The organism is Ramlibacter sp. WS9 (assembly GCF_003797765.1).
Classification (GTDB): domain Bacteria; phylum Pseudomonadota; class Gammaproteobacteria; order Burkholderiales; family Burkholderiaceae_C; genus Ramlibacter.
In genome coordinates, this window is the sequence record NZ_RKMB01000031.1 from 23,718 (window position 1) to 45,574 (window position 21,857).

Below are 21,857 nucleotides of genomic sequence, written 5' to 3' on the forward strand. Positions count from 1 at the left end.
GAGTCCGGGACGACAACCTGCCTCTCAGACGAGCTTCTTCAGCAATTCGACCTTTTTGGCGTCGAATTCTTCCTGGGTGAGGATGCCCTTGGCCTTGAGCTCACCCAGCTTTTCCAGCGTCGCCATCACGTCGTCCGGCTTGATCGTGGCCGCTGCGGCCGCCGCCGCCTGGGCCGCGCCGCTGTTGGCCGCGCCACCCTGCAGGCCCTGCTGCAGGTTCTGCGCGAGCACCTGGCCCATCGCGATGCCGGCGCCCAGACCCATCGCATCGCCGGCCACACTGCCGCCGCCGGACGCCGCGCCCTTGGCCATCTCGGGGATGGCCTGAGCCGTCTGGTACTGCATGAACTTGCCCATGTCGTTGCCGACCATGCCCATGCCGATGCGCTGATCGAGCAGCTTCTGCAGTTCCTCGGGCAAGGACACGCTTTGCACCGTGACCATGTCCAGGCGCAGGCCCAGCCCCTCGAAGGCAGGTGCGAGTTCGGTCGACAGTGCCTTGGCGAATTCGATCTGGTTGGCCGCCAGGTCCAGGAAGGGGATGCCGCTCTGCGCGATCGCATCCGAGATGTGCTGCATGAAGATGCCGCGCAGCTGGCCGTCGAGCTCACTGACCGTGTAGCGCTCGCGCGTGCCGGATATCTTGGTGTGGAACACCTTCGGGTCGACCACGCTGTAGGCGTAGTTGCCGAAAGCGCGCAGCCGCACCGCGCCGAAGTCCTTGTCGCGGATGGTGATGGGCTGCGGCGTGCCCCAGCGCTGGTCGGTCTGCTGGCGGGTGCTGAAGAAGTAGACATCGCTCTTAAAGGGCGACTCGAACAGCTTGTCCCAGTTCTTGAGGTACGTGAGGACGGGAATCGTCTGCGTCGTCAGCTTGTACATGCCGGGGCCGAACACGTCGGCCACCTTGCCTTCGTTCACGAAGACAGCCATCTGCGATTCGCGCACGGTGAGCGAGCCCCCGTACTGGATTTCCATGTCCCGCATCGGGAAACGCCAGGCAAGCGTGCCCTGGTCGTCCTCCGTCCACTGGATGATGTCTATGAACTGTTTCTTGATGAAGTCCATCAGCGCCATGGTCCGCTCCTCGGGTAGGTGTGTCGGCGGATGATACTGCCGCGCGCGGCGGCTAGGGAACCCTGGCCTGCGCCAGTTTCATCTGCCGTGCCAAATTTCGCTTTCCGGCGGCGTCCTGGGCGCGCCAGGCCGCCCGAGCCAGCAGGGCGAACCGCTCCTCCGCAGGGTCGGGCCCGGCGGCCGGTTCATGCGGCTGGTCGAGCCAGCCGGCCGGCTTGCCGCCCCGATGCTCCAGCTGGCGCGCGAGCTTGTCGCCGATGGGGCGAGCCGACTTGATCTGGCTCCACATGCTGGGCGAAATCTGCATGGCGGCGGCGAAGTTCTGCTCCAGGCCCTTGGGCGGCGCCCCTTCGGTGACTGCGGCGGACAAGAATTCCTGGAACAGGGCGAGCGCGTTGCGCCGGCGGGTGACGGTGTGATCTGGCAAGGTGTGGAAGCGAAGCAACAGGTGGGCACCCGCATTGTCGCGGGCGTTGACACCCCAGTAAAGACTCTTTACAGTCCGCTCCTCGCCATCGGAAAAGCCGGTGGCAGGCGTTTCAACATTCAATCAACTTTCGAAAGTGCAAGGACCCAACGTGAAAACCCGCATCGCAACCCCGAACCACCGCCCCGTCACGGGCCGGTATGCGTTCGTGTGCGCCATGCAGGCAGGTCTTGCAGGGCTGGAGAGCGATGGCAAGTTGCAACCGGGCGGAGGAAGCGCGTAGACGCGTTCTTCCCACTCTTTTCCCAAAGAGGCCCGGATTCCGAAAGGATCCGGGCCTTTTTGTTTTTTGGTTTCAGTTTTCTCATGTGGCCATCGCGCCGCAACGCCGTGACGAACGGCGGATCGATCTTTAACAATTTGCCGCGGGGCGGCGCCGGTTCTGGCCGGCCGCAAGCCCCGCAAAAAAATGAAGCGGCGGAAGTTGCGCAGCGATGCGCGCGTCCGCCCCACTTCGGGTGTGCCCAACCAGTACCGCCGGCACCGGCCCGGTCACGGCCCGGCGGAAATGTGCACGGGTTCGCGCCCCCTTGTGCAGCGAGCAGACCCGGCAGGCCCAGCCTGCCGCTCGCGGATGGACACAGCCGAAGTGGATTTTTTGCCCCGTTAGCTCAGTGGATGCAGAGCACCGGCCTACGAAACCGGGGGTCGGAGGTTCGAATCCTTCACGAGGCGCCAATTTTTCAGCGGTTCAAACAAACATAGAAAGGAACCACCATGCGCCAACACTTCATGCGCTCCATGCCAGCCCGTCCGCGGCGCGCGGTGGTTCAAGCCATCGCGCGCCGTCTCGCCCGCGCGGCGCAAACGCTGCGCCGCCATCCCGCGCCCGACATGCGCGACCTCGACCAACGCGTGCGCGAGTCGGGGGAGTGGTAGGGCCCGGGAACGAAAAGTCCATCAAACAGGAGAACCCAAATGACAACCGAACGCGAAATCGAACACTGGTTTCAGGCCGATGAGCAAGAGGCGCCGCGGCTACCCGTCTGAAGCGCAAGTCAAGCGCGGCACGCGCATCGTCCATGGAGACAAGGAACTGCTCGAGAAACTCGGGCGCAACGATCCCTGCCCGTGCCACTCCGGCCGCAGGTTTCAAGGCGTGCTGCATGCAGACCGGCAACTTCGACGGCTCTGACCGCGCCGACTACTTCCGCGACTAGCGTCCATTTCATGTTGCCCGCAGCGCAGCGGTCAGCGCATCGGGCTGACCCCGAGGGTCGCCGGTTCAAACCCGGCCGGACAACCCATTCACTCACTGAAGACCAACCCACTCTGCCCGCGAAAGGAGGGCGCCATGAACCATCAACACCACAGCCACGTGCTGCAACTCGACATCCAGGGCACGCCGCAGGCGTGGATCACGCTCGAGCAAGCCGCGTTGCATGTGGCGACCGGTTCGGTGGCGTGGGTCCAGGGCGACGGGCCGCTGCGCACCCTGCGCGGCGGCTGGAACCGCGCATCGGCGCGGCAGTCACGCATTGACGTCTACCCGATCGTCGCGCTCGGCGGCACCGCACGGATCAACCTGTTCGAAGTCGTGCCCGCGCCCGCGAAGCACAAGCTGTTTCGCCGTGACCGGCATACCTGCGCCTACTGCGGGCAGCGCTTTGCCGAGCGCGAACTGCAGTGCGAGCACATCGTGCCCGCGTCGCGCGGCGGCGGCTGGACCTGGATGAACCTGGTCTCGGCCTGCGCCGGCTGCAACGGCCGCAAGGCCGACCGCACGCCGGAGGAAGCGGGCATGCCGCTGGTGTACCTGCCGTACGTGCCGAGCCGCTTCGAGAGCTTCCTGCTCGAAGGCCGGCACATCCGCGCGGACGTGCACGACTGGCTGGCTTCGCGCCTGCCCAAGCAATCGCGGCTGAACTGATCGGCGATCGGTACAGCCCCAGAGTCTTCCGTTTGAAGGCGAACGCTCACAGGCCGTGGTTCGGGCTTCCCGCCCGCCACGCCGGTGCGGCTGCCCGGGCCCGTGTCCGTTGGCGTGCCGCATGCCGCGCCGCCGGATGCCGGTCGATAGGAACGATGTGGGGATACCTCCTCGATGAGCCGGGTTCGACTCCCGGATCGTTCACCACGTTGGATAGCTCAGCGGGTAGAGCAACGCTTTAACAAGGCGTCTGTCGCGGGTTCGAATCCCGCACCAACACCAGACTGTGAATCTGGTTGCCAACGAAACGGTCGAAAGACCAGCGCCACGCAGGCACTGGGCAACCCCTGACGGAAAGCGCCGCTCGCGGCGCCGAAGAAAGGGCGAACCCGGCGGCCTGCCGGCGGCGGCAGCTTGCGCATGAGACATGCGGAGCTCGCGCCCGCGGCCAGCCGAAGCGAACCCTCCGGGTTAGCCGACGCGCACTGCGGCGCCCGATCCCAGGCACTTCATGCCCGCTGCCGTCGCTGCCCGGCGCCCTATTCCCCAACACGCAACAAGAACCGACAAGGAGAACATCATGGAATTCAAGCGTGTGATTGTCAAAAAGAACGAGCGCGGCATCCTGCTGCGCAATGGCGACTTCGAGCGCGTGCTGCGCCCCGGCCGCTACCGCCTGTTCGCGCTCACCGACAGGCTGCGCGTGGAAACGTTCGCGCTGGAGCAGCCCGCCTTCGTGCACGGCCTGGCCGACTACCTGATGGCGATGGAGCCCGAGGTCGTCGCGACGGAATTCGTGCGGGTCGAACTCGGTGAGACCGAGGCCGGCCTGCGCAGCGAGAACGGCGTGCTGGTCGAGGTGATGGCGCCCGGAACGCGGCGCCTGTACTGGAAGGGCCTGGTCGACGTACAAGTCGAGGTGATCGACCTCGCGCTGTCGGCCGAAGTCCCCGCGGCGGTGGCAGCGCGACTGACGCAGACCCAACTGCGCCAGCGCGCGGTCGCGGGCCTGGCGGGCGTGCTGCAAGTGCAGGTGCCCGAGCACTCGGCCGGCATGCTGTCGGTCGACGGCAAGGTCGAACGCATGCTGGGCCCCGGTTCCTACGCGTTCTGGAAGTTCAACCGCAACGTGGCGGTCGAGCTGGTGGACTTGCGCCTGCAGGCGCTCGAAGTCTCGGGCCAGGACATCCTGACCCGCGACAAGGTGGGCCTGCGCGTGAACCTGGCCGCGACCTGGCGCTACACCGACGCGCTGAAGGCGTACACCCTGCTGCAAAAGCCCGCGGAACACCTGTACCGCGAGCTGCAGCTGGGGCTGCGCGCCGCGGTGGGCACTCGCTCGCTGGACGAGCTGCTGGAGAACAAGACCGTGATCGATGAAGTCGTGACGGCCCATGTTCGCGGCAAGCTCGAGGGTTACGGCCTTGCGCTCGACGGTGTCGGTGTGAAGGACATCGTGCTGCCCGGCGAGATGAAGGCCATCCTGGCGCAAGTAGTGGAAGCCGGCAAGGCGGCGGAGGCCAACGTGATCCGCCGCCGCGAAGAAACCGCTGCAACGCGTTCGCTACTCAACACGGCCAAGGTGATGGAGGACAACCCCGTCGCCCTGCGCCTGAAGGAGCTGGAGACGCTGGAGCGCGTGGCTGAGCGCATCGACAAGATCTCCGTGTTCGGAGGTCTGGACCAGGTGCTGAATGGCCTCGTGAAGCTTCGCTGAAGGTGAAGCTCAACGGGACCGCTTGGCACACAATGAAAGCACCGTGTGGTGCGAGTCGAGGAGGGGCGCATCGGCGCCCCTCCTTGCGAAAGGAATCAACATGGAAACCAATTACATCGAGGAAGAAGTCCCCGGCGGCGTGCCCATCAAGATGTGGACGCGCGGCGTGCCGGTGGAAGACGAGGCGAAGCGCCAGCTGACGAACGCGGCGCGGCTGCCCATCGTGTTCAAGCACGTGGCGGCGATGCCGGACGTGCACTTCGGCATCGGCGCGACCGTGGGTTCGGTGATCCCCACCTTCAAGGCCATCATCCCGGCCGCGGTGGGCGTGGACATTGGCTGCGGCATGATCGCCTGCAAGACCACGCTCACGGCCGAAGACCTGCCGGACAACCTGGGCCCGCTGCGCTCGGCGATCGAGCGTGCCGTGCCGCACGGCCGCTCGCCGGGCGCGCGCGATCCGGGCGCATGGAGCAAGGTGCCGGGCTCGGTCGACACCGCGTGGGCGCAACTGGAGCCCGAGTTCACCGAGCTGACGCGCGACTACCCGAAGCTGGCCAAGACGAACAACCGTGTCCACCTGGGCACGCTGGGCACCGGCAACCACTTCATCGAAGTCTGCCTGGATGAAGAGGGCTTCGTGTGGTTCATGCTGCACTCCGGCTCGCGCGGCGTGGGCAACGCGATCGGCACGATGTTCATCGAGCTCGCCAAGCAGGACGCGATGCGCAACAACGTCAACCTGCCCGATCGCGACCTGGCCTACTTCGAGGAAGGCTCGCGCTACTTCGGCGACTACGTGCGTGCCGTCGGCTGGGCCCAGAAGTTCGCGCGCCTGAACCGCGAGGTGATGATGCGCCGCGTGATCGAAGCCGCGAAGACGGTGCTGCACAAGAACTTCCAGGCGCACATCGAGGCGGTGAATTGCCACCACAACTACGTGAGCCGCGAGACGCACTTCGGGCAAGAGGTGTACGTCACCCGCAAGGGCGCGGTGAGCGCGAAGGCCGGCGAGCTGGGCATCATCCCCGGCAGCATGGGCGCGCGCAGCTACATCGTGCGCGGCAAGGGAAACGTCGACAGCTTTTCGTCGTGCTCGCACGGCGCCGGCCGCACGATGAGCCGCGGCGAGGCGAAGCGCCGCTTCACCCTGGCCGACCATCGCGCCGCGACCGAAGGCGTCGAGTGCCGCAAGGACAAGGAGGTGATCGATGAAACGCCCGCGGCGTACAAGGACATCGATGCCGTGATGGCGGCGCAGACCGACCTGGTGGATGTGGTGCACACGCTTAAACAGGTGGTGTGCGTCAAAGGCTGAAGGAACTGCCGCTTGGAGAGCCGGCCCGAAAGGGCCGGCTTTTTTTTGGCCTGGCTGGGCGGCCAGCCCGCATGAGCTTGACGGCGGTCAAGATCCCCTCATACGCACAATCACGCACTAGGGTTTTCCCGCGCCGGGGCCTACAATCGCAGGCCCCAAGAACCGACGCGGCCTTGCCAAGGCTTAAGCTGCGCTCCAGGAGACCTCAACAACATGCCCCCCATCAACTCGGCCAACGCCGACGAAAAGCGCACAGAACTTCGCCAGGCTGCCCTCGAATACCACGAGTTCCCCACGCCCGGCAAGGTCGCGATCCACGCCACCAAGCAGCTGATCAACCAGCACGACCTGGCTTTGGCCTATTCGCCCGGCGTTGCGGCGCCTTGCGAAGAGATCGTCAAGGACCCGAACAACGCCTTCAAATACACGAGCCGTGGCAACCTGGTGGCGGTGATCACCAACGGCACCGCCGTGCTGGGCCTGGGCGACATCGGCCCGCTGGCGGCCAAGCCGGTGATGGAAGGCAAGGGCGTCCTGTTCAAGAAGTTCGCCGGCATCGACGTCTTCGACATCGAGATCAACGAGAAGCACGATCTCGACAAGCTGGTCGACATCATTGCCGCGCTGGAGCCGACGTTTGGCGGCATCAATCTCGAAGACATCAAGGCGCCGGACTGTTTCTATGTGGAGCGCAAGCTGCGCGACCGCATGAAGATCCCGGTTTTCCATGACGACCAGCACGGCACGGCCATCTGCGTCGGCGCGGCCATCATCAACGGGCTGAAAGTCACCGGCAAGGACATCAAGAACGTCAAGCTCGTGACCTCGGGCGCCGGCGCGGCGGCGCTGGCCTGCCTGAATCTGCTGGTCAAGTTGGGCATGCCGCGCGAAAACATCTTCGCCACCGACCTGGCTGGCGTGGTCTACGAAGGCCGCAAGGAACTGATGGACGAGGACAAGATCCCGTTCGCGCAAAAGACGTCGGCTCGCACGCTGACCGAGATCATCGAAGGCGCCGACATCTTCCTGGGCCTGTCGGCCGCCGGCGTCCTGAAGCAGGACATGGTCAAGAAGATGGCGGCCAAGCCGCTGATCCTGGCACTGGCCAACCCGAATCCCGAGATCAGCCCCGAGGACGTCAAAGCCGTCCGCGACGACGCCATCATGGCCACCGGCCGCACCGACTACCCGAACCAGGTCAACAACGTCCTGTGCTTCCCGTACATCTTCCGCGGCGCGCTGGATTCTGGCGCGACGACGATCACGGTGGAGATGGAAATCGCGGCGGTGTATGCCATTGCCGAACTGGCGCAGGCCGAGCAGAGCGAAGTGGTCGCCGCGGCCTATGCCGGCCAGCAACTGGCCTTCGGCCCCGAGTACCTCATCCCCAAGCCGTTCGACCCGCGCCTGATGATGAAGATCGCGCCGGCCGTAGCCAAGGCCGCTGCCGACAGCGGTGTGGCGCTGCGCCCGATCCAGGACATGGACGCTTACCGCGAGAAGCTGCAAAGCTTCGTCTACGCTTCGGGCACGACGATGAAGCCGATCTTCACCGCTGCCAAGGCGGCGCTGAAGAAACGCGTGGTGTTCTGCGAAGGCGAAGAAGAGCGCGTGCTGCGCGCCTGCCAGATCGTGGTGGACGAAGGCATCTGCCGTCCCACGTTGATCGGCCGGCCGGCCATCATCGCGCAGCGCGTCGAGAAATTCGGCTTGCGCCTGCGCGAAGAGCTCGACTACGACATCGTCAACGTCGAACAAGACCACCGTTACCGCGACTTCTGGCAGACCTACCACCAGATGACCGAGCGCAAGGGCACCACGGCGCAGACGGCCAAGATCGAGATGCGCCGGCGCCTGACGCTGATCGGCTCGATGCTCCTGCAAAAGGACCAGGTCGACGGCATGATCTGCGGCACCTGGGGCACCACGGCGATCCACCTGAACTACATCGACCAGGTGATCGGCAAGCGCGCCGGCGTCTGCACCTATGCCTGCATGAACGGCCTGATGCTGCCCGGGCGCCAGCTGTTCCTGGTCGACACCCATGTGAACTACGACCCGACAGCGCTCCAGCTGGCCGAGATCACGGTGATGGCGGCCGAGGAGATGATGCGCTTCGGCTTGAAGCCCAAGGCGGCGCTGCTGTCGCACTCCAACTTCGGTTCGAGCAACCAGCCGAGCGCGGTGAAGATGCGCGAGACGCTCGAGCTGCTGCGCGAGCGCGCGCCCTGGCTGGAAGTGGACGGCGAAATGCACGGCGACGTCGCGCTGGACGGCCACGCCCGCGAGCTGATCATGCCGCACAGCACCCTCGTCGGCGACGCCAATCTGCTGGTGCTGCCAAACATCGATGCAGCCAATATTTCTTACAACCTGCTCAAAACCGCGGCCGGCGGCAACATCGCCATCGGCCCGGTGCTGTTGGGCGCGGCCAAACCGGTGCACATCCTCACCGCCAGCACGACGGTGAGGCGGATTGTCAATATGGCAGCGCTCACGGTGGCGGATGCAAACGCGGCGAGATAAGCCCGTTTTAGAGAGCCAGCACTAACTTGCCTGTCAAGCTTTAAGCTTGCAATGGCCCTGGCGGCTGCTCAAAAATTGGGCAGCCGCTTGCGTTTTGGGGCGTGATCGGTCACACTACCGCCTGGAATTTTTCCGGGTTTACCCGGAGAAAAATGACGCTCCGGGTGACCGGAGTCGAAGCAAGGTCACCCCGTAGAAGGTCTGTTCATGGCGCGCATTGCCGCGGTCAAGTTTGCGCTAACTAGCTTTTTGTTGGCGGCAACGATCGTCGGCTCCCTGGCACAAGCCAGGCTGCGGACGGAGCGCCCCGCCGAAAGCACGCCAGCCGTCATTCATGTCGCTGAGCTGCCGCGGCAGGGCCGGGAGACTTATGAACTGATCCGCCGGGGCGGACCGTTCCCGTATGACAAGGATGGTGGGGTGTTCGGTAATCGCGAAAGGCTGCTGCCGGCGCAAAAGCGCGGCTACTGGCGCGAATATACCGTCACCACACCTGGGTCTCGCGACCGGGGTGGCCGGCGCATCGTGTGCGGTGGCCCCACGAGGGTGCCACATGCCTGTTATTACACCGCTGACCATTACGCCAGTTTTCGAATGATCGTGGAGTGAACCCCAAATGAAGCGGGATGAGTTTTTGACTATTGAAAGAGACGCGGAGATGGATACGCCACTTCGTAAAGAAACCACCGAGAACGCCCTGAAGGGCGTGCGGACCAACATCGTGCAGTCGATCCGCGCCTTCCGCGTGTCCGACCTGCAGGATGCCGCGCGCTCCCTGGGCCAGCATTTTCTGTATGCCAACCTGGCGAATGCCCAGAGCAAGCAGGACGTCCTCGACCTCATCGCGGGCCAGTTCATCCTGCCCGCGCACTTCGGCAAGAATTTCGACGCGCTGTACGACTGCATGACGGACCCGGTGCATAAATCGGGCCCGCAGCCCGGTTTCATCGTGGTGCTCGAGCAGATCCCGGCGAACGCGAAGTTCGACAAGGAAGCACGCGAGCAGCTGCTGGACATCTTCCGCGACACCGCGGACTACTGGGCGGATCGAAAAATACCGTTCCGGTGCTTCTATTCTTTTCTGTAGCCCGTTCTGCACACACCAGCCAAGCAGAACGGGCGAACGAGGCTCAAGGCACCGAAACCGCGGCACCCGCCGCGCCGGTCGCCACCGACAACGGCGAGAAGATGCCCACCGACAAGTTGGTGGATGTCTCTCCCCTGGCGCTGCGAATGAGCAGCCCATTCAACGCAGGTTACTGGCTCGCGGCTGCATAACTCAAAAAACACTGCGTGTTTTGTTGAGTTGCTAGCTACGTAAAAAGGCCGGGAAACCCGGCCTTTTTGTTTGGGCCCACTGCGCGTTGCTCCGTGGGTCCGGGGTCAGGAAAGGGAACGGGCAACCGCCAGGTACTCTGCCACCGGCACTTCTTCGGCACGCCGCTGCGTGTCGAAGGTGCCGGTGAATTTTTTTTCGGCCAGCCATTTGCCCAGCGTGTGCCGCAGGATCTTGCGGCGCTGGCTGAAGGCCACCTGCACCATCTCGCTCAGCAGCTTCTCGTCCACCGGTGCGGGGTGCGCGCGCGGCACCATGCGGACCACGGCGCTGTCCACGCGCGGTGGCGGGTCGAACGACTCGGGCGGCACGAACAGGACGTTCTCCATCTCGTAGCGCCATTGCAGCATCACCGACAGGCGGCCGTAGTCGCTCGTGGCCGGCTGCGCCACCATGCGGTCGATCACTTCCTTTTGCAGCATGAAGTGCTGGTCTTCGACTTCGCCGACAAAGCCCAGAAGGTGAAACAGGATCGGGGTCGAGATGTTGTAGGGCAGGTTGCCGACCACACGAAGCTTCGACGCGCCCATGGCCCGCGCAAGCTGCGCGAAATCGACTTTGAGCACATCGCTTTCGACGACTTCCAGCTGCCCATGCTGGCGCAGGCGCGCCGCCAGGTCGCGGTCCAGCTCGATCACGGTGAGCTTGCCCAGCCGCTCGACCAACGGCTGCGTGAGCGCGGCGAGGCCGGGGCCGATTTCCACCATGGCCTGACCAGCACGCGGGTCGATGGCACGCACGATGCCATCGATGATGGCCTGGTCGGACAGGAAATGCTGTCCGAAGCGCTTGCGGGGGATGTGCTTCAAGGCGGCGACATCATGAGCGCCGACGGGCCGCCCCTAGGCGCGAAGGCCCCCTTGGGGGGCAGCGCAGTACACGGAGTGACAAGCGTGGGGGCCACATTCACTGCGGCGGCTCGCGGAACTCCACGTACGCCCGGCCGCGTACTTCCTGCGCCCAGGCTGCATACGCATCGTCCAGCTTCTTCTCGCGCACCATGTTGCGGGCCAGTTCGCGCTGTTCGCGCGGCGAAAGCGCGGCACGGCGGCGCTCCAGCAGCTGGATCAGGTGCACGCCGAAGCGCGACACCAGCGGCTCCGCGATCTTGCCGGGGGCCAGGCTGTTCATCGCTTCTTCGAATTCCGGAACGTACAGCCCGGGCCCGGCCCAACCCAGATCGCCGCCGTTGGGCGCGCTCGCGTCCTGCGAATGCTCGCGCGCGAGCTGGGCGAAGTCGGCCTGGCCGGCCTCGACGCGCTTCTTGAAATCGGCCAGCCGCGCGACCGCGGCAGCCTGAGTCAGCTGCGGCGTGGTGCGCAGCAGGATGTGGCGCGCATGGCTTTGCACCACCGTGCCGCCCGGCCCACCTTTTTGCTTTTCGACGACCTTGATGACGTGGAAGCCCGCGCCGGACCGCACGATGTCGCTCACCCCGCCCACCGGCAGCGCCTCCACGGCCTGGTAGAACAGCGGCGGATACCGGTCGGCCGTGCGCAGGCCGACCACCCCGCCGTTCGTCGCGGCGCCGGGTGCGTCGGACGCTTCGCGCGCGAGCTTGGCGAACTCCTCGCCGGCGCGGGCGCGTTCCATCACCCGCTGGGCCTTCGCCCGCAGCGTTGCAGCCTGGGCGTCGGTCGCGTTCTCGGGCACGGCCACAAGGATGTGCGCCAGGTTGATTTCCACCGTGGACGGGTCGTTGCTGTTTTTCTGCTCGCGCAGGAACTGGTCGACTTCAAGGTCGCTCACCCGCACGCGCGAGTCGAGTTCGCGCTCGCGCAGCCGCGTGAGGAAGATCTGGTCGCGCAGCTCCTGGCGGAATTGCGCCAGCGGGATCCCATCCGCCGTCAAACGACGGCGCAGCTCGGCCACCTCGATCTGGTTTTGCCGCGCCACGTTTTGCTCGGCCAGGTCGACCGAGCCTTCTTCGATCTTGATGCCGCTTTCGCGCGCCAGCTGCAGCTGCGCCTTTTCGCTGATCACCCGCTCCAGTACCTGCCGCGCGAACTCGGCGCGTGGCGGAACACGCTGGCCCTGCTGGGCCAGCTGCTGCTCGAAGCGGGCCATGCGGCTGCGCACTTCATTGTTGGTGATGGGTTCGGAATTGACGACCGCGACGATGTAGTCGGCCGGGCGCGGGCCGCTCTCGGCGACACGGGCCGGCGGCCGCGCGGTGGCGCCCGGCTGGCTCGGCCGCAGGCCCTGGGCGGCGGCGGGAGCGGCCAAGGCCAGGGCTTGCGCCGCAAAGGCCAGCCACAAGGCAAAAGGGCGGTGGTTCATGGTGCTTGACTACTCGTAGTTGCTGAAGCGGCTGGGCGTGCTGGTCTGCTCGCGCAGGAACTGGTAACGGGGGATATTCTGCTTGAGCGTCTGCAAGGCATTGGACCCGAGCCGGGTGAAGCCGACGAATTCGAGTTGGAACAGCACCCTCTTGTTCGCGGAGCTGGTGCCCGCCTGGAGACGCTCGAACACGATACGGCCGAGCCAGCAGCCCGCGTCGTATTCCAGGCCGACGACCGCGTCGACCAGCTTGCGGTCCTGCAGGCTGAAGTTCAAGCGGCCGACGCTGTACCAGCGCCCTTCGCCTTCGCCCTGGCCCGGCGCCATGACCCGGCCTGTGTCGCCCCACAGGTCGTTGAGCGGCCACTGCCAGCCCACGTCGATCTGCTCGCTGGAGCCGCGCTGCAGGCGGTAGGCGGCGCTCACCACCCGGTAATTGCCGGGGTTGTAGCGCCCGCCGATGGTTTCGCGAATGGAGCGGCCGGTCTTGGGGTTGTACTGGACCGTCGCGTCCAGGCTCCATTGCGCCGTCCAGTTGATGGTGGCGCCAAACAACAGATCGGACAGGCGCTCGCTCACCGGCGCTTCGCCCGGCAGCGTGACCAGTTGGTCCTTGAAGCGCAACCGCTGGGCGATGCCGAAGCGCGCGGCCTCGGCGCCGGTGTCCGGGTCAAGCAGGCGCGTGGTCGCACCCAGCGTGAGCAGGTTGTTGTCGGAGATGCGGTCGTTGCCGCCGAACGCGTTCTCCGTATAGATGGTCGCGAAGTTGAAGTCGTTGGCGGCGGAGTCGTAGTTGGGCAGCAGGCTCTGGTTGCGGAACGGCGTGTAGACATAGAACGCGCGGGGCTCCAGCGTCTGGCGGAAATTGCGGCCGAAATAGTTGGCGTCGCGCTCGAACACCAGCCCGCTGTCCAGGCTGAACGTGGGCACGGTACGGGTCGCCGAAGTGGCGCCGTTGGCCAATGGGGCGTCGAACTGGTACTGCGTGGTGTGCAGCTGCATCTTGGGGACGACGAACCAGCCCGGCGCCTGCCAGGGCCGGCTGATGCGCGCCACGCTGAAGGTGCGCTGGGCGTTCGGCTGGCCGGTGAGCGTGCGGTCTGCCTCGAAGCGCGTGTAGTCGGCTTCGGCATAGGCTTCCAGGCCGCCAGGCAGGTTGGGGCGCGAGTAGCGCCCGACGATCTGCGGCATGCGGTCGTAGGGCGGAATGATGGGCGCACTCACGTCCTGCAGCGTTTGCCACTTGAGGGCCCTGGCCGTCACCGAAAAGTCGCCCTGCCCCCACGACAGCACACCGTCGTTGGCCAGCAGCCGCTGGGTGAGCGACGAGGTGGTCCGCGAGAAATCGCGCCAGTAATTGTCGTCGCTGACGCGGTTGAGGTTGAGGGACAGGCCCATGGCGCCGAACGGCAGGCCCGCGCCGACGACCCCGGAATGCTTGATCGCGTAGCCCCAGCGGTCGCGCTCGCGCAGCCGGTCGTTGGGCATGAAATTGGCGCGCACCTCGCCCGCATAGTCGCGTTCAAGGTAGCGGAACTCCCCGCCCAGGTCGACGCCGCGCTTGGTCATCAAGGCCGGGTACAGCGTGGCATCGCGGTTGGGCGCGATGTTCCAGTAATAGGGAATGGACAGCTCGAGGCCGTTCAAGCTGTCCAGCCCGATGGTAGGCGGCAATAGGCCCGACTTGCGCTTCTCGGTCAACGGAAAGCTCAGCTCGGGCACCGGCAGGATGGGCACGCCCATGAAACTCAGCACCGCGCCGCTGGCCTGGCCGGTCTCTTCCTCGTTGTCGATGCGGATACTGGCCGCGCGGATGATCCAGTCGGGCATCCAGCTCGGGCCGGGCCGGCGCTGGCAGGTGGTGTAGGTTGCGTTGCGGATGATCGCGCGCTTGTCGTCGATGAAGTCGACGCGCTCGGCCTCGCCGTACGCATCGTTCTTCAGGAACCGGTAGCGCGGCTCGTTGAAGAAACCCTCGAAGGCGTCGACCTTCAGCTCGAGCAGCGGGCCCTCGAAGGTGTTGCCGGCGCGGTTGATGCGCACGTTGCCGCGCGCCTTGGCCAGGTCGTCGGGCTGGTAGTACTCGAGCCGGTCCGCACGGATCACCGTGTCGCCGCGGCGCAGCTGCGCGTCGCCTTCGATCACCGTCTCCACGTCGGTTCGGCCCGACGCACGGTCGCCCGACAGGTACGTGGGCAGCTGGTCGCGCGTTGTGGACGGCACGGTCTCGCGCAGGGCGGGCGTGGGCTGAAGCGGCAGCGGTGCCGCGGGCTGCTGGGCACGCACGGCGCCGCCATGCAGCAGGGCGCAGGCGACCAGGGCTGTCGGTGTCAGGGCGAAGCGGGCGCGGGACGCCTTGGATTTCATCGAGGGCATGTGGACCGCCGGCAGCGCGAGGCGCCCAAGGCGGTGGGACTGGATTTGTAGAATGGATTATCCATGAGCGAACCCCTTCCCCCGTCCCCCGCGCCCACGTCCGTCGTGACCTGGGCCGATCCGCAACGCGAAGCGGCCTTTGGCCGCTGGCTGGCGGGCATCGCCGCCGCCCACGGCCTGCGGCCTGAGACCGTGCGCATTGCGTCTGCAGACGCCAGTTTCCGCCGCTATTTACGCGTGGATACCAATGCTGGCAGCCTGATCGTCATGGACGCGCCGCCCGACAAGGAGAACTGCGAACCTTTCGTGAAGGTGGCCCAGTTGATGGCGGACGCGGGGCTGAACGTGCCGCGGGTGCGCGCCTGGGACGAGGCGCAGGGTTTCATGCTGCTGGACGACCTGGGCACCCGCACCATGATCGAGGTGGTTAACCGCGACGATCCCTACGCCAACCAGGCCCTGTACCTGCGTGCCGTCGATGCGCTGGTCGCCTGGCAATCGGCGTCGCGTCCCGGCGTACTGCCAGCTTATGACCAGGCCCTGCTCGCCCGCGAGCTGGCGCTTTTTCCAGACTGGTATCTGGAGGGGCACCGCAACGTCAAGGTGGAAGGCGCCGTTCGCGAAACGCTGGACACCGTGTTCGCCAAGATCATCGAACGCAATCTTGCCTCGCCCAATGTCTACGTGCATCGCGACTTCATGCCCCGCAACCTCATGATGCCGCACGAAGAATCCGAAACGCGGCTCGGCGTTCTCGACTTCCAGGATGCCGTCTACGGCCCCATCACCTACGACATCGCCTGCCTGATGCGCGACGCCTTCCTCTCGTGGGACGAGGAGTTCGTGCTGGACATCACCGTGCGCTACTGGCAGAAGGCGCAGAAGGCCGGCCTGCCGGTCGACCCGGACTTCGGCGAGTTCTACCGCGGCGTCGAGTGGATGGGCCTGCAGCGGCACCTGAAGGTCGCCGGCATCTTCGCGCGCCTGACATTGCGCGACGGCAAACCGCGCTACCTTGCCGATACGCCGCGCTTCATCGGCTACATCCGCAGCACGGCCGCGCGCTACCGCGAATTGACGCCGCTGCTGCGATTGATCGACCAGGTCGAAGGCACCGAGGCTGCGACCGGCTTCGCGTTCGGCCGCGTCTGACGGCGTTCATGCCTCGATTCCATTGCCCTGTCCCGCTGGCGTCCGGCGAGGCCCTTGACCTGCCGCCCGGCGCGGCGCGCCACGTCCAGGTGCTGCGCATGCAGCCCGGCCACCGGATCACCCTGTTCAACGGCGAGGGCGGCGAGTTCGACGCGGTCGTCGAGCGCATGGGGCGCAGCGACGTGGGCGTGCGCATCGAGGCACATCACGCCGTCGAGCGCGAAGCCGCGCGCGAAGTGCATCTCGCGGCGGTGATGCCTGCCAACGAGCGGATGGACTGGCTGGTCGAGAAAGCCACCGAGCTCGGTGCCGCGAGCATCCAGCCCCTGGTGGCCGAACGCAGCGTGCTGCGGCTGGCCGGGGAACGGGCGGCGAAGAAGCAGGCGCATTGGCAAGCCGTCGCCGTCGCCGCCTGCGAGCAATGCGGGCGCAACCGGGTGCCGGCGGTGCGCGAAGTGGCGGACCTGCGTGCGTGGCTCGCGAACGGCAACGCGTCACAGGCGCACCGGCTGTTGCTGTCCCTGCGTGCAGGAACCCGGCCGCTTCGCATCGCCGCCGGCGATGGCGCCGCGCTCTTTTTGAGCGGCCCCGAAGGCGGCTTCACCGAAGCCGAAGAGGAGGCGGCCCTGGCCGCCGGATTCCAGCCCGTCACGCTGGGGCCGCGCGTGCTCCGCGCGGAAACGGCGGCCCTGGCGGCATTGGCGGCATTGGCCGCATTGGCGTGAAGGCTTCGCGCCTCACGGTCACAATGGGCATCCATGGACCCCCACGCTCGTCACTTCGTTCTGTCGCTGCCCCCCGAGGGGGCTTCAGCCGCCTTGAGGCGGCTCTGCGGAGGCTGAGATGAACCGCAACCTGTGGCTGCTGGCCCTGTGCCAGGGCCTCTTCCTTACCAACAACGTCGTCTTCATCGCGATCAACGGGCTGGTCGGCCTGGCGCTCGCGCCCTTGGGATGGATGGCCACGCTGCCGGTGATGGCGTACGTGGTCGGCAGCGCGCTGTCCACCGGCATGGTCGCCAGGACGCAGCGGCGCTTCGGTCGCAAGGCTTCGTTCCAGGCCGGGCTGGCGGTCGCCGTGCTGTCGGCCCTGGTGTGCGCCTATGCAGCGATGAGCCGCGATTTCTGGCTGCTGTGCCTGGCCACCGTGGTGGCCGGCTACTACAACGCGAACGCCGGCCTGTACCGCTTCGCGGCTGCCGAACTGGCGGGCTCCGGTGCGCGAGAGAAGGCCGTGTCGCTGGTGATGGCCGGCGGCCTCCTGGGCGCGGTGGCCGGCCCCAACCTGGCGGCGCGCACTCGCGATCTTTCGGCCGTGCCTTTCGCCGGTGCTTACTTCGCCCTGGCCGGCGTCGCGTTGCTGGCGATGGCGCTCCTCGCGTTCATCAAGTTCGCGCCGCCACCGGCGCCCGCCGCGGCGGCGGCGGCCCGCTCGCTGCGCCAGGTCATGCGCCAGCCGATCTTCATCGTGGCCGCCGCTTCGGGCTCCTTGGGCTATGGGGTGATGAACCTGCTGATGGCCGCCACACCGATTGCCATGCAGCAATGCGGGCTGCCGTTCTCCGATGCGGCCTTGGTGCTGCAATGGCACGTGATCGGGATGTTCGCGCCGGGCTTTTTCACCGGCGGCCTGATCAAGCGCTTCGGCGCGATCGCCATCATGGGCATCGGCGTGGCGCTGATGCTGGCGTGCATCGTGGTGGCGCTGTCGGGCGTGCAATTGCACCAGTTCGTGGTGGCGCTGTTCCTGCTGGGTATGGGCTGGAATTTCCTTTTCACCGGCAGCACGACGCTGTCGCTCTCGGCCTACGGCCCGCAGGAGCGCGACATGGCGCAGGGCGCGCTCAACTTCTTCGTGTTCGCGACGCTGGCTGTGACCTCGTTCGCTTCGGGCGTGCTGGTCACGACCCGCGGCTGGGAGCTGCTCAATTACGGCTCGCTGGTCCCGGTGGTGCTGACCGGTGCCGCCCTGGTGTGGCTCAAGCTCAGAAGCGCTCGTCCAGCCATTGCTTGAGGGTGTCGAAGACGGGCTCGGATTCGAGCTCGTTGAAGATCTCGTGGAACAGGTCTTCGAAGCAGTGGGACGTCACCACATCACGCGGCGCGGCGGCGGCGAAGGCGCGGCTGCCGCGCGGGTCGACCAGCTTGTCCTGCCCCGCATACATCAGCAACGTGGGCACCGTCCATTGCGGCGCGCGATCGATCGCGACCTGGCCGCTGCCGGCGATGAAGCGGGCCAGCCGCCCCGAAATGCGGTCGTGCACTTTCGGATCGGCCTTGTACGCGGCCACGACCTGGGGGTCGTGCGAAACGAAATCCGGATCGACGCCATTGCCCACCGTCAGGTTGGGAGCGATGCGCGGCAGCGTGGCCAGCAGCAGCTTCTGAAACGCCGAGAGGCCCGGGTCCAGCGCGGGTGACGACAGGACGAGCCCTTGAACTGAAACGTCGCGCAGCGCCACGAGGCAGGCCGCGACGAGGCCGCCCATGCTGTGCCCGATCACGATGAGGGGCGCACCGGGTTCCATGCGCATGCGGGTACTGTCAATGATGTCGGCCAGGTCGTCGAGCAACCGTGGGGTCACCGGCAACGCGCCGCGCACTCCATCGGATTCGCCATGGCCGTATTGGTCATAGCCGCGAACCGCAAAGCCCCAGGTGTTGAGGCGGCGCGCCACGTGGTCATAGCGGCCTGCGTGTTCGCCCAGGCCGTGCACGATGAGCACGACGCCGCGCGAGGCCAACCCCTCGGGCAGCGGCCAGTCCTGCAAGGCCAGGTTGTCGCCGTCGCTGGCCGTGTAGGTCGAGAGAGTCGAGTCGACGAGCTCCAGGTTCATGGGGCCGAATCATCGCCCGCCGAGCCGGGCAATGCAACGCGCTTCAGATCAGTGGCGCGATTTTTTTGAGCCGGAGCGCACTGCCGGCGAAAGCTGTGAACTGCGTCGCAACTTTCGCGTGCGGCCCGTCACACCGCGCGCTTCAGGGCAGTTGCGCGATCACTTCGGCAACGGCCGCCGTGAGCTTCTTGGCATAGGGAACGTGCAGGAATTCGTTCGGGCCGTGCGCATTGCTCTTGGGGCCGAGCACCCCGCACACCATCATCTGCGCCTTGGGGAAACCCGTGCTCAGCATGCTCATGAGGGGGATGGTTCCGCCCTGGCCGATGTAGCCGCACGGTGCGCCGAAGTGGGCCTGCGACGCGGCATCGAGCGCGCGCTCGAACCACGGCGCGGTAGACGGCGCGTTCCAGCCGGTGGCACCGCCATTTGACTCGAACGTCACCTTGGCCTGGTAGGGCGCGTTGTCTTCCAGCAGCGCCTTGAGTTCCTGCACCGCTTGGGCCGCGTCGACCAGCGGCGGCAGGCGCAGCGACAGTTTGAAGGCGGTGTATGGGCGCAGCACATTGCCCGCGTCCTGCAGCGATGGAAACCCTTCGGCGCCGGTCACCGACAGCGTCGGCTTCCAGGTGCGATTGAGCAGCGCGTCGAGCGGATCGGTGGTGGTGGGCAGCGCGAAGGTGGTGGAACCACCGCAGTCGTAGTGCGCCCAGGGGAAGCGCTTGTAGACCTCGTCGCCCAGGATCGCAGCGGTGGCCTTGCCCTGCGCGATGCGGTCGGCCGGCACTTCGCAATGGAAGCTTGCCGGCAGTAGCCGGCCGGTCTTGCTGTCTTCCAGCCGGTCGAGCACCTGCCGCATGATGCGGAAGCTCGAAGGCACCAGGCCCGACGCGTCGCCGGAGTGGATGCCCTCGGTGAGGATCTCTACCTTCAGCGTGCCGCTGGCCATGCCGCGCAGCGAGGTGGTGAGCCACAGCTGGTCGTAGTTGCCCGCGCCCGAGTCCAGGCAGATCACCAGCGACACGTCGCCCAACCGGCCGCGTAGCGCGTCGACGTAGGGCAGGAGGTCATACGAGCCGGACTCCTCGCACGTCTCGACCAGGCCGACGATGCGCGGATGCGGCACGTTCTGCGCCTTGAGCGCCTGCACGGCGGCGATGCTGGCGTAGACCGCATAGCCGTCGTCGGCGCTGCCGCGGCCATAGAGCTTGCCGTCTTCGTACTTCGGCGTCCACGGGCCGAGATCATTGCGCCAGCCGGTGAATTCCGGCTGCTTGTCCAGGTGGCCGTACATCAGCACCGTCTGCGAAGACGCCGGCTTGGTGGCCGCGATCTCGAAGAACAGCACCGGCGTGCGGCCGGGCAGGCGCACCACTTCCAGCGTCAGGCCTTCGACCTTCTGCGCCTCGACCCAGGCCGCGGCATTGCGCATCACCGTTTCGATGTAGCCGTGTTCGGCCCAGTCCTTGTCGAAGCCCGGCGACTTGGCCGGGATGGCAACGTAGTCGGTGAGCTGCTTCACGATGTCGCCGTCCCACTTGGCGGTGGTGTGGGCCAGGGCGGCAACGGCGTCGAGTCCGCCGGGGATTTCGCGGTGCAAGGGTGCGTTCATGGGTTTCTTCCAAACTGCTTCGAGGTGAACCCGCCACTTTACGCCCACGCGAACGCTTGTGCCAGCACCGTGCTGACAAGCCCGGGACGGCACCTGGGCAAAATGCGCGGATGGTCAAAATGCGGGGATGGCAATGCCACTCGCATCCCGCATCCGACTTCACAGGGGACCCCCATGGAACACGACAACAACTCGCGCATTCGCATCGGCGTGGGCGGCTGGACCTTCGAGCCCTGGCGCGACAACTTCTTTCCCAAGGGCCTGCCGCACAGCCGCGAACTGCATTACGCCAGCCGGCAGCTGACGGCGATCGAAGTCAACGGCACCTACTACAGCACCTTCAAGCCGCCCACGTTCGCGAAGTGGCGGGGCGAAACGCCCGAAGGCTTCGTGTTCTCGCTCAAGGCCAATCGCTTCGCCACCAACCGCAAGCTGCTCGCCACGGCGGGCGAGTCGATCCAACGTTTCGTCACCAGCGGCATTGCCGAGCTGGACGACAAACTCGGCCCGCTGGTGTGGCAGTTCATGCCCACCAAGCAGTTCGACGCGACGGACTTCGAGGCGTTTCTCGCGCTGCTGCCCAAGCATGTCGATGGCGTCGCGCTGCGCCACGTGCTGGACGTCCGACACGAAAGCTTCCTGTCGCCCGAATTCCTGCCCCTGGCGCGCCGCTACGGCTGCACGGCCGTGCACACCGATTCGGACAAGTTCCCCGCCATCGCCGATGAGCAGAGCAACCTGGCCTACATCCGCCTGATGCGCAGCGAAGCCGAGAGGCCCACCGGCTACCCGCCGGTAGCACTGAGCCAATGGGCGGAGGGCGCCAAGGCATGGGTGGGAAAGGGAGCCGCGCGAGAGGTCTACATCTACCTGATCAACGGCGCCAAGGAGCGGGCACCAGCCGCCGCGCAAGAACTGATCCGCCAACTCGGCTGACGCTCGGCTCGCCTTCGTCCGTAGCTCAGCGTCGGCTTGGGATGACATCTTGTTGCGCTTGTGACGGTCAGGCGCACGTATCCGGCACGCGTCAAATCTCTCCTGACAAGCACTCAAAACAAGGGAGACAGTTTCATGGCCTATGTATTCGAAACCGTTCCGGCCAACCGCGGCTTGATCGACATGGACGACCCACGCGAGATCCATTGGTGGAGCAAGCGTTTCGGCTGCAACGAAGAGCAGCTGCGCCACGCCGTGCTGGAGGTCGGCAATTCCGCTGCCAAGGTCGAGCAGCTGCTCGACGGCAAGGAGATCTTCGTGGTGTGAGTGGAGC

20 protein-coding genes and 3 tRNA genes are annotated in these 21,857 nt (G+C 66.1%); 16 read left to right on the forward strand and 7 right to left on the reverse strand.

Annotation, left to right across the window (positions count from 1 at the left end; genetic code table 11):
• Positions 1-24: 24 nt before the first annotated feature.
• Both EEB15_RS28495 and EEB15_RS28500 read right to left on the reverse strand, forming a co-directional pair.
• Positions 25-1,077: an SPFH domain-containing protein gene (locus EEB15_RS28495; RefSeq protein ID WP_141513357.1), complete on the reverse strand. Its 1,053-nt coding sequence runs from the start codon at positions 1,075-1,077 to the stop codon at positions 25-27.
• Between the two features lie 52 nt (positions 1,078-1,129).
• Complete coding sequence (locus EEB15_RS28500; RefSeq protein WP_233259653.1) at positions 1,130-1,627, reverse strand: hypothetical protein; 498 nt, start codon at positions 1,625-1,627, stop codon at positions 1,130-1,132.
• Between the two features lie 537 nt (positions 1,628-2,164).
• Between EEB15_RS28500 and EEB15_RS28505 the strand changes: the two genes are divergently transcribed.
• From EEB15_RS28505 to EEB15_RS28550, 11 genes are all read left to right on the forward strand, one after another.
• Positions 2,165-2,242, forward strand: a tRNA-Arg gene (locus EEB15_RS28505).
• A gap of 39 nt (positions 2,243-2,281) precedes the next feature.
• Positions 2,282-2,443 carry a hypothetical protein gene (locus EEB15_RS34030; RefSeq protein WP_199236655.1) on the forward strand — a complete coding sequence of 54 codons (162 nt, stop codon included), beginning with the start codon at positions 2,282-2,284 and terminating at the stop codon, positions 2,441-2,443.
• 79 nt (positions 2,444-2,522) lie between these two features.
• Positions 2,523-2,699 carry an SEC-C metal-binding domain-containing protein gene (locus EEB15_RS28510; protein ID WP_141513358.1) on the forward strand — a complete coding sequence of 59 codons (177 nt, stop codon included), beginning with the start codon at positions 2,523-2,525 and terminating at the stop codon, positions 2,697-2,699.
• A gap of 38 nt (positions 2,700-2,737) precedes the next feature.
• Positions 2,738-2,811, forward strand: a tRNA-Ser gene (locus EEB15_RS28515).
• Between the two features lie 47 nt (positions 2,812-2,858).
• Positions 2,859-3,434 carry an HNH endonuclease gene (locus EEB15_RS28520; RefSeq protein ID WP_141513359.1) on the forward strand — a complete coding sequence of 192 codons (576 nt, stop codon included), beginning with the start codon at positions 2,859-2,861 and terminating at the stop codon, positions 3,432-3,434.
• A 208-nt stretch (positions 3,435-3,642) separates the two neighbouring features.
• Positions 3,643-3,716, forward strand: a tRNA-Val gene (locus tag EEB15_RS28525).
• Between the two features lie 298 nt (positions 3,717-4,014).
• Positions 4,015-5,151, forward strand: coding sequence for a slipin family protein (locus tag EEB15_RS28530; RefSeq protein WP_370283983.1), 1,137 nt, complete (start codon positions 4,015-4,017; stop codon positions 5,149-5,151).
• A gap of 100 nt (positions 5,152-5,251) precedes the next feature.
• Entirely contained in the window at positions 5,252-6,469 is a 1,218-nt protein-coding gene (locus EEB15_RS28535) for an RtcB family protein (protein WP_141513360.1), read from the forward strand.
• Positions 6,470-6,682: 213 nt separating this feature from the next.
• Positions 6,683-8,995, forward strand: a complete 2,313-nt coding sequence (locus EEB15_RS28540; RefSeq protein ID WP_141513361.1) for an NADP-dependent malic enzyme — start codon at positions 6,683-6,685, stop codon at positions 8,993-8,995.
• 207 nt (positions 8,996-9,202) lie between these two features.
• Positions 9,203-9,604, forward strand: a complete 402-nt coding sequence (locus EEB15_RS28545; RefSeq protein WP_141513362.1) for a ribonuclease domain-containing protein — start codon at positions 9,203-9,205, stop codon at positions 9,602-9,604.
• A gap of 49 nt (positions 9,605-9,653) precedes the next feature.
• Positions 9,654-10,082: a barstar family protein gene (locus EEB15_RS28550; RefSeq protein WP_141513363.1), complete on the forward strand. Its 429-nt coding sequence runs from the start codon at positions 9,654-9,656 to the stop codon at positions 10,080-10,082.
• 296 nt (positions 10,083-10,378) lie between these two features.
• Here EEB15_RS28550 and rsmA read toward each other — a convergent pair whose 3' ends face one another.
• The 3 genes from rsmA to EEB15_RS28570 all read right to left on the reverse strand — a co-directional run bounded on the left by rsmA (position 10,379) and on the right by EEB15_RS28570 (position 14,978).
• Positions 10,379-11,140 carry a 16S rRNA (adenine(1518)-N(6)/adenine(1519)-N(6))-dimethyltransferase RsmA gene (gene rsmA, locus EEB15_RS28560; RefSeq protein WP_141513365.1) on the reverse strand — a complete coding sequence of 254 codons (762 nt, stop codon included), beginning with the start codon at positions 11,138-11,140 and terminating at the stop codon, positions 10,379-10,381.
• 97 nt (positions 11,141-11,237) lie between these two features.
• A complete protein-coding gene (locus EEB15_RS28565; protein WP_141513366.1) occupies positions 11,238-12,611 on the reverse strand; it encodes a peptidylprolyl isomerase in 1,374 nt (457 codons plus the stop codon).
• Positions 12,612-12,620: 9 nt separating this feature from the next.
• The gene (locus tag EEB15_RS28570; protein ID WP_370283987.1) at positions 12,621-14,978 is read right to left on the reverse strand and encodes an LPS-assembly protein LptD; all 2,358 of its coding nucleotides are present in this window, start codon (positions 14,976-14,978) and stop codon (positions 12,621-12,623) included.
• 72 nt (positions 14,979-15,050) lie between these two features.
• Between EEB15_RS28570 and EEB15_RS28575 the strand changes: the two genes are divergently transcribed.
• From EEB15_RS28575 to EEB15_RS28585, 3 genes are all read left to right on the forward strand, one after another.
• The gene (locus EEB15_RS28575) at positions 15,051-16,139 is read left to right on the forward strand and encodes an aminoglycoside phosphotransferase family protein (RefSeq protein ID WP_141513368.1); all 1,089 of its coding nucleotides are present in this window, start codon (positions 15,051-15,053) and stop codon (positions 16,137-16,139) included.
• Between the two features lie 8 nt (positions 16,140-16,147).
• A complete protein-coding gene (locus EEB15_RS28580) occupies positions 16,148-16,864 on the forward strand; it encodes a 16S rRNA (uracil(1498)-N(3))-methyltransferase (protein WP_141513369.1) in 717 nt (238 codons plus the stop codon).
• A gap of 118 nt (positions 16,865-16,982) precedes the next feature.
• Complete coding sequence (locus EEB15_RS28585) at positions 16,983-18,152, forward strand: MFS transporter (protein WP_141513370.1); 1,170 nt, start codon at positions 16,983-16,985, stop codon at positions 18,150-18,152.
• On the opposite strand, the gene EEB15_RS28590 is transcribed toward EEB15_RS28585, so the two are convergent.
• Positions 18,124-18,975, reverse strand: coding sequence for an alpha/beta hydrolase (locus EEB15_RS28590; protein ID WP_141513371.1), 852 nt, complete (start codon positions 18,973-18,975; stop codon positions 18,124-18,126). The genes EEB15_RS28585 and EEB15_RS28590 overlap by 29 nt on opposite strands.
• Positions 18,976-19,117: 142 nt before the next feature.
• Positions 19,118-20,587 carry a M20 family metallopeptidase gene (locus tag EEB15_RS28595; RefSeq protein ID WP_141513372.1) on the reverse strand — a complete coding sequence of 490 codons (1,470 nt, stop codon included), beginning with the start codon at positions 20,585-20,587 and terminating at the stop codon, positions 19,118-19,120.
• Between the two features lie 174 nt (positions 20,588-20,761).
• Here EEB15_RS28595 and EEB15_RS28600 point away from each other — a divergent pair, with 174 nt between their 5' ends.
• On the forward strand, positions 20,762-21,523 hold the full coding sequence (locus EEB15_RS28600) for a DUF72 domain-containing protein (RefSeq protein WP_141513373.1): 762 nt from the start codon (positions 20,762-20,764) through the stop codon (positions 21,521-21,523).
• 135 nt (positions 21,524-21,658) lie between these two features.
• Positions 21,659-21,850 carry a DUF3606 domain-containing protein gene (locus EEB15_RS28605; protein WP_141513374.1) on the forward strand — a complete coding sequence of 64 codons (192 nt, stop codon included), beginning with the start codon at positions 21,659-21,661 and terminating at the stop codon, positions 21,848-21,850.
• The last annotated feature ends 7 nt before the right edge of the window (positions 21,851-21,857 follow it).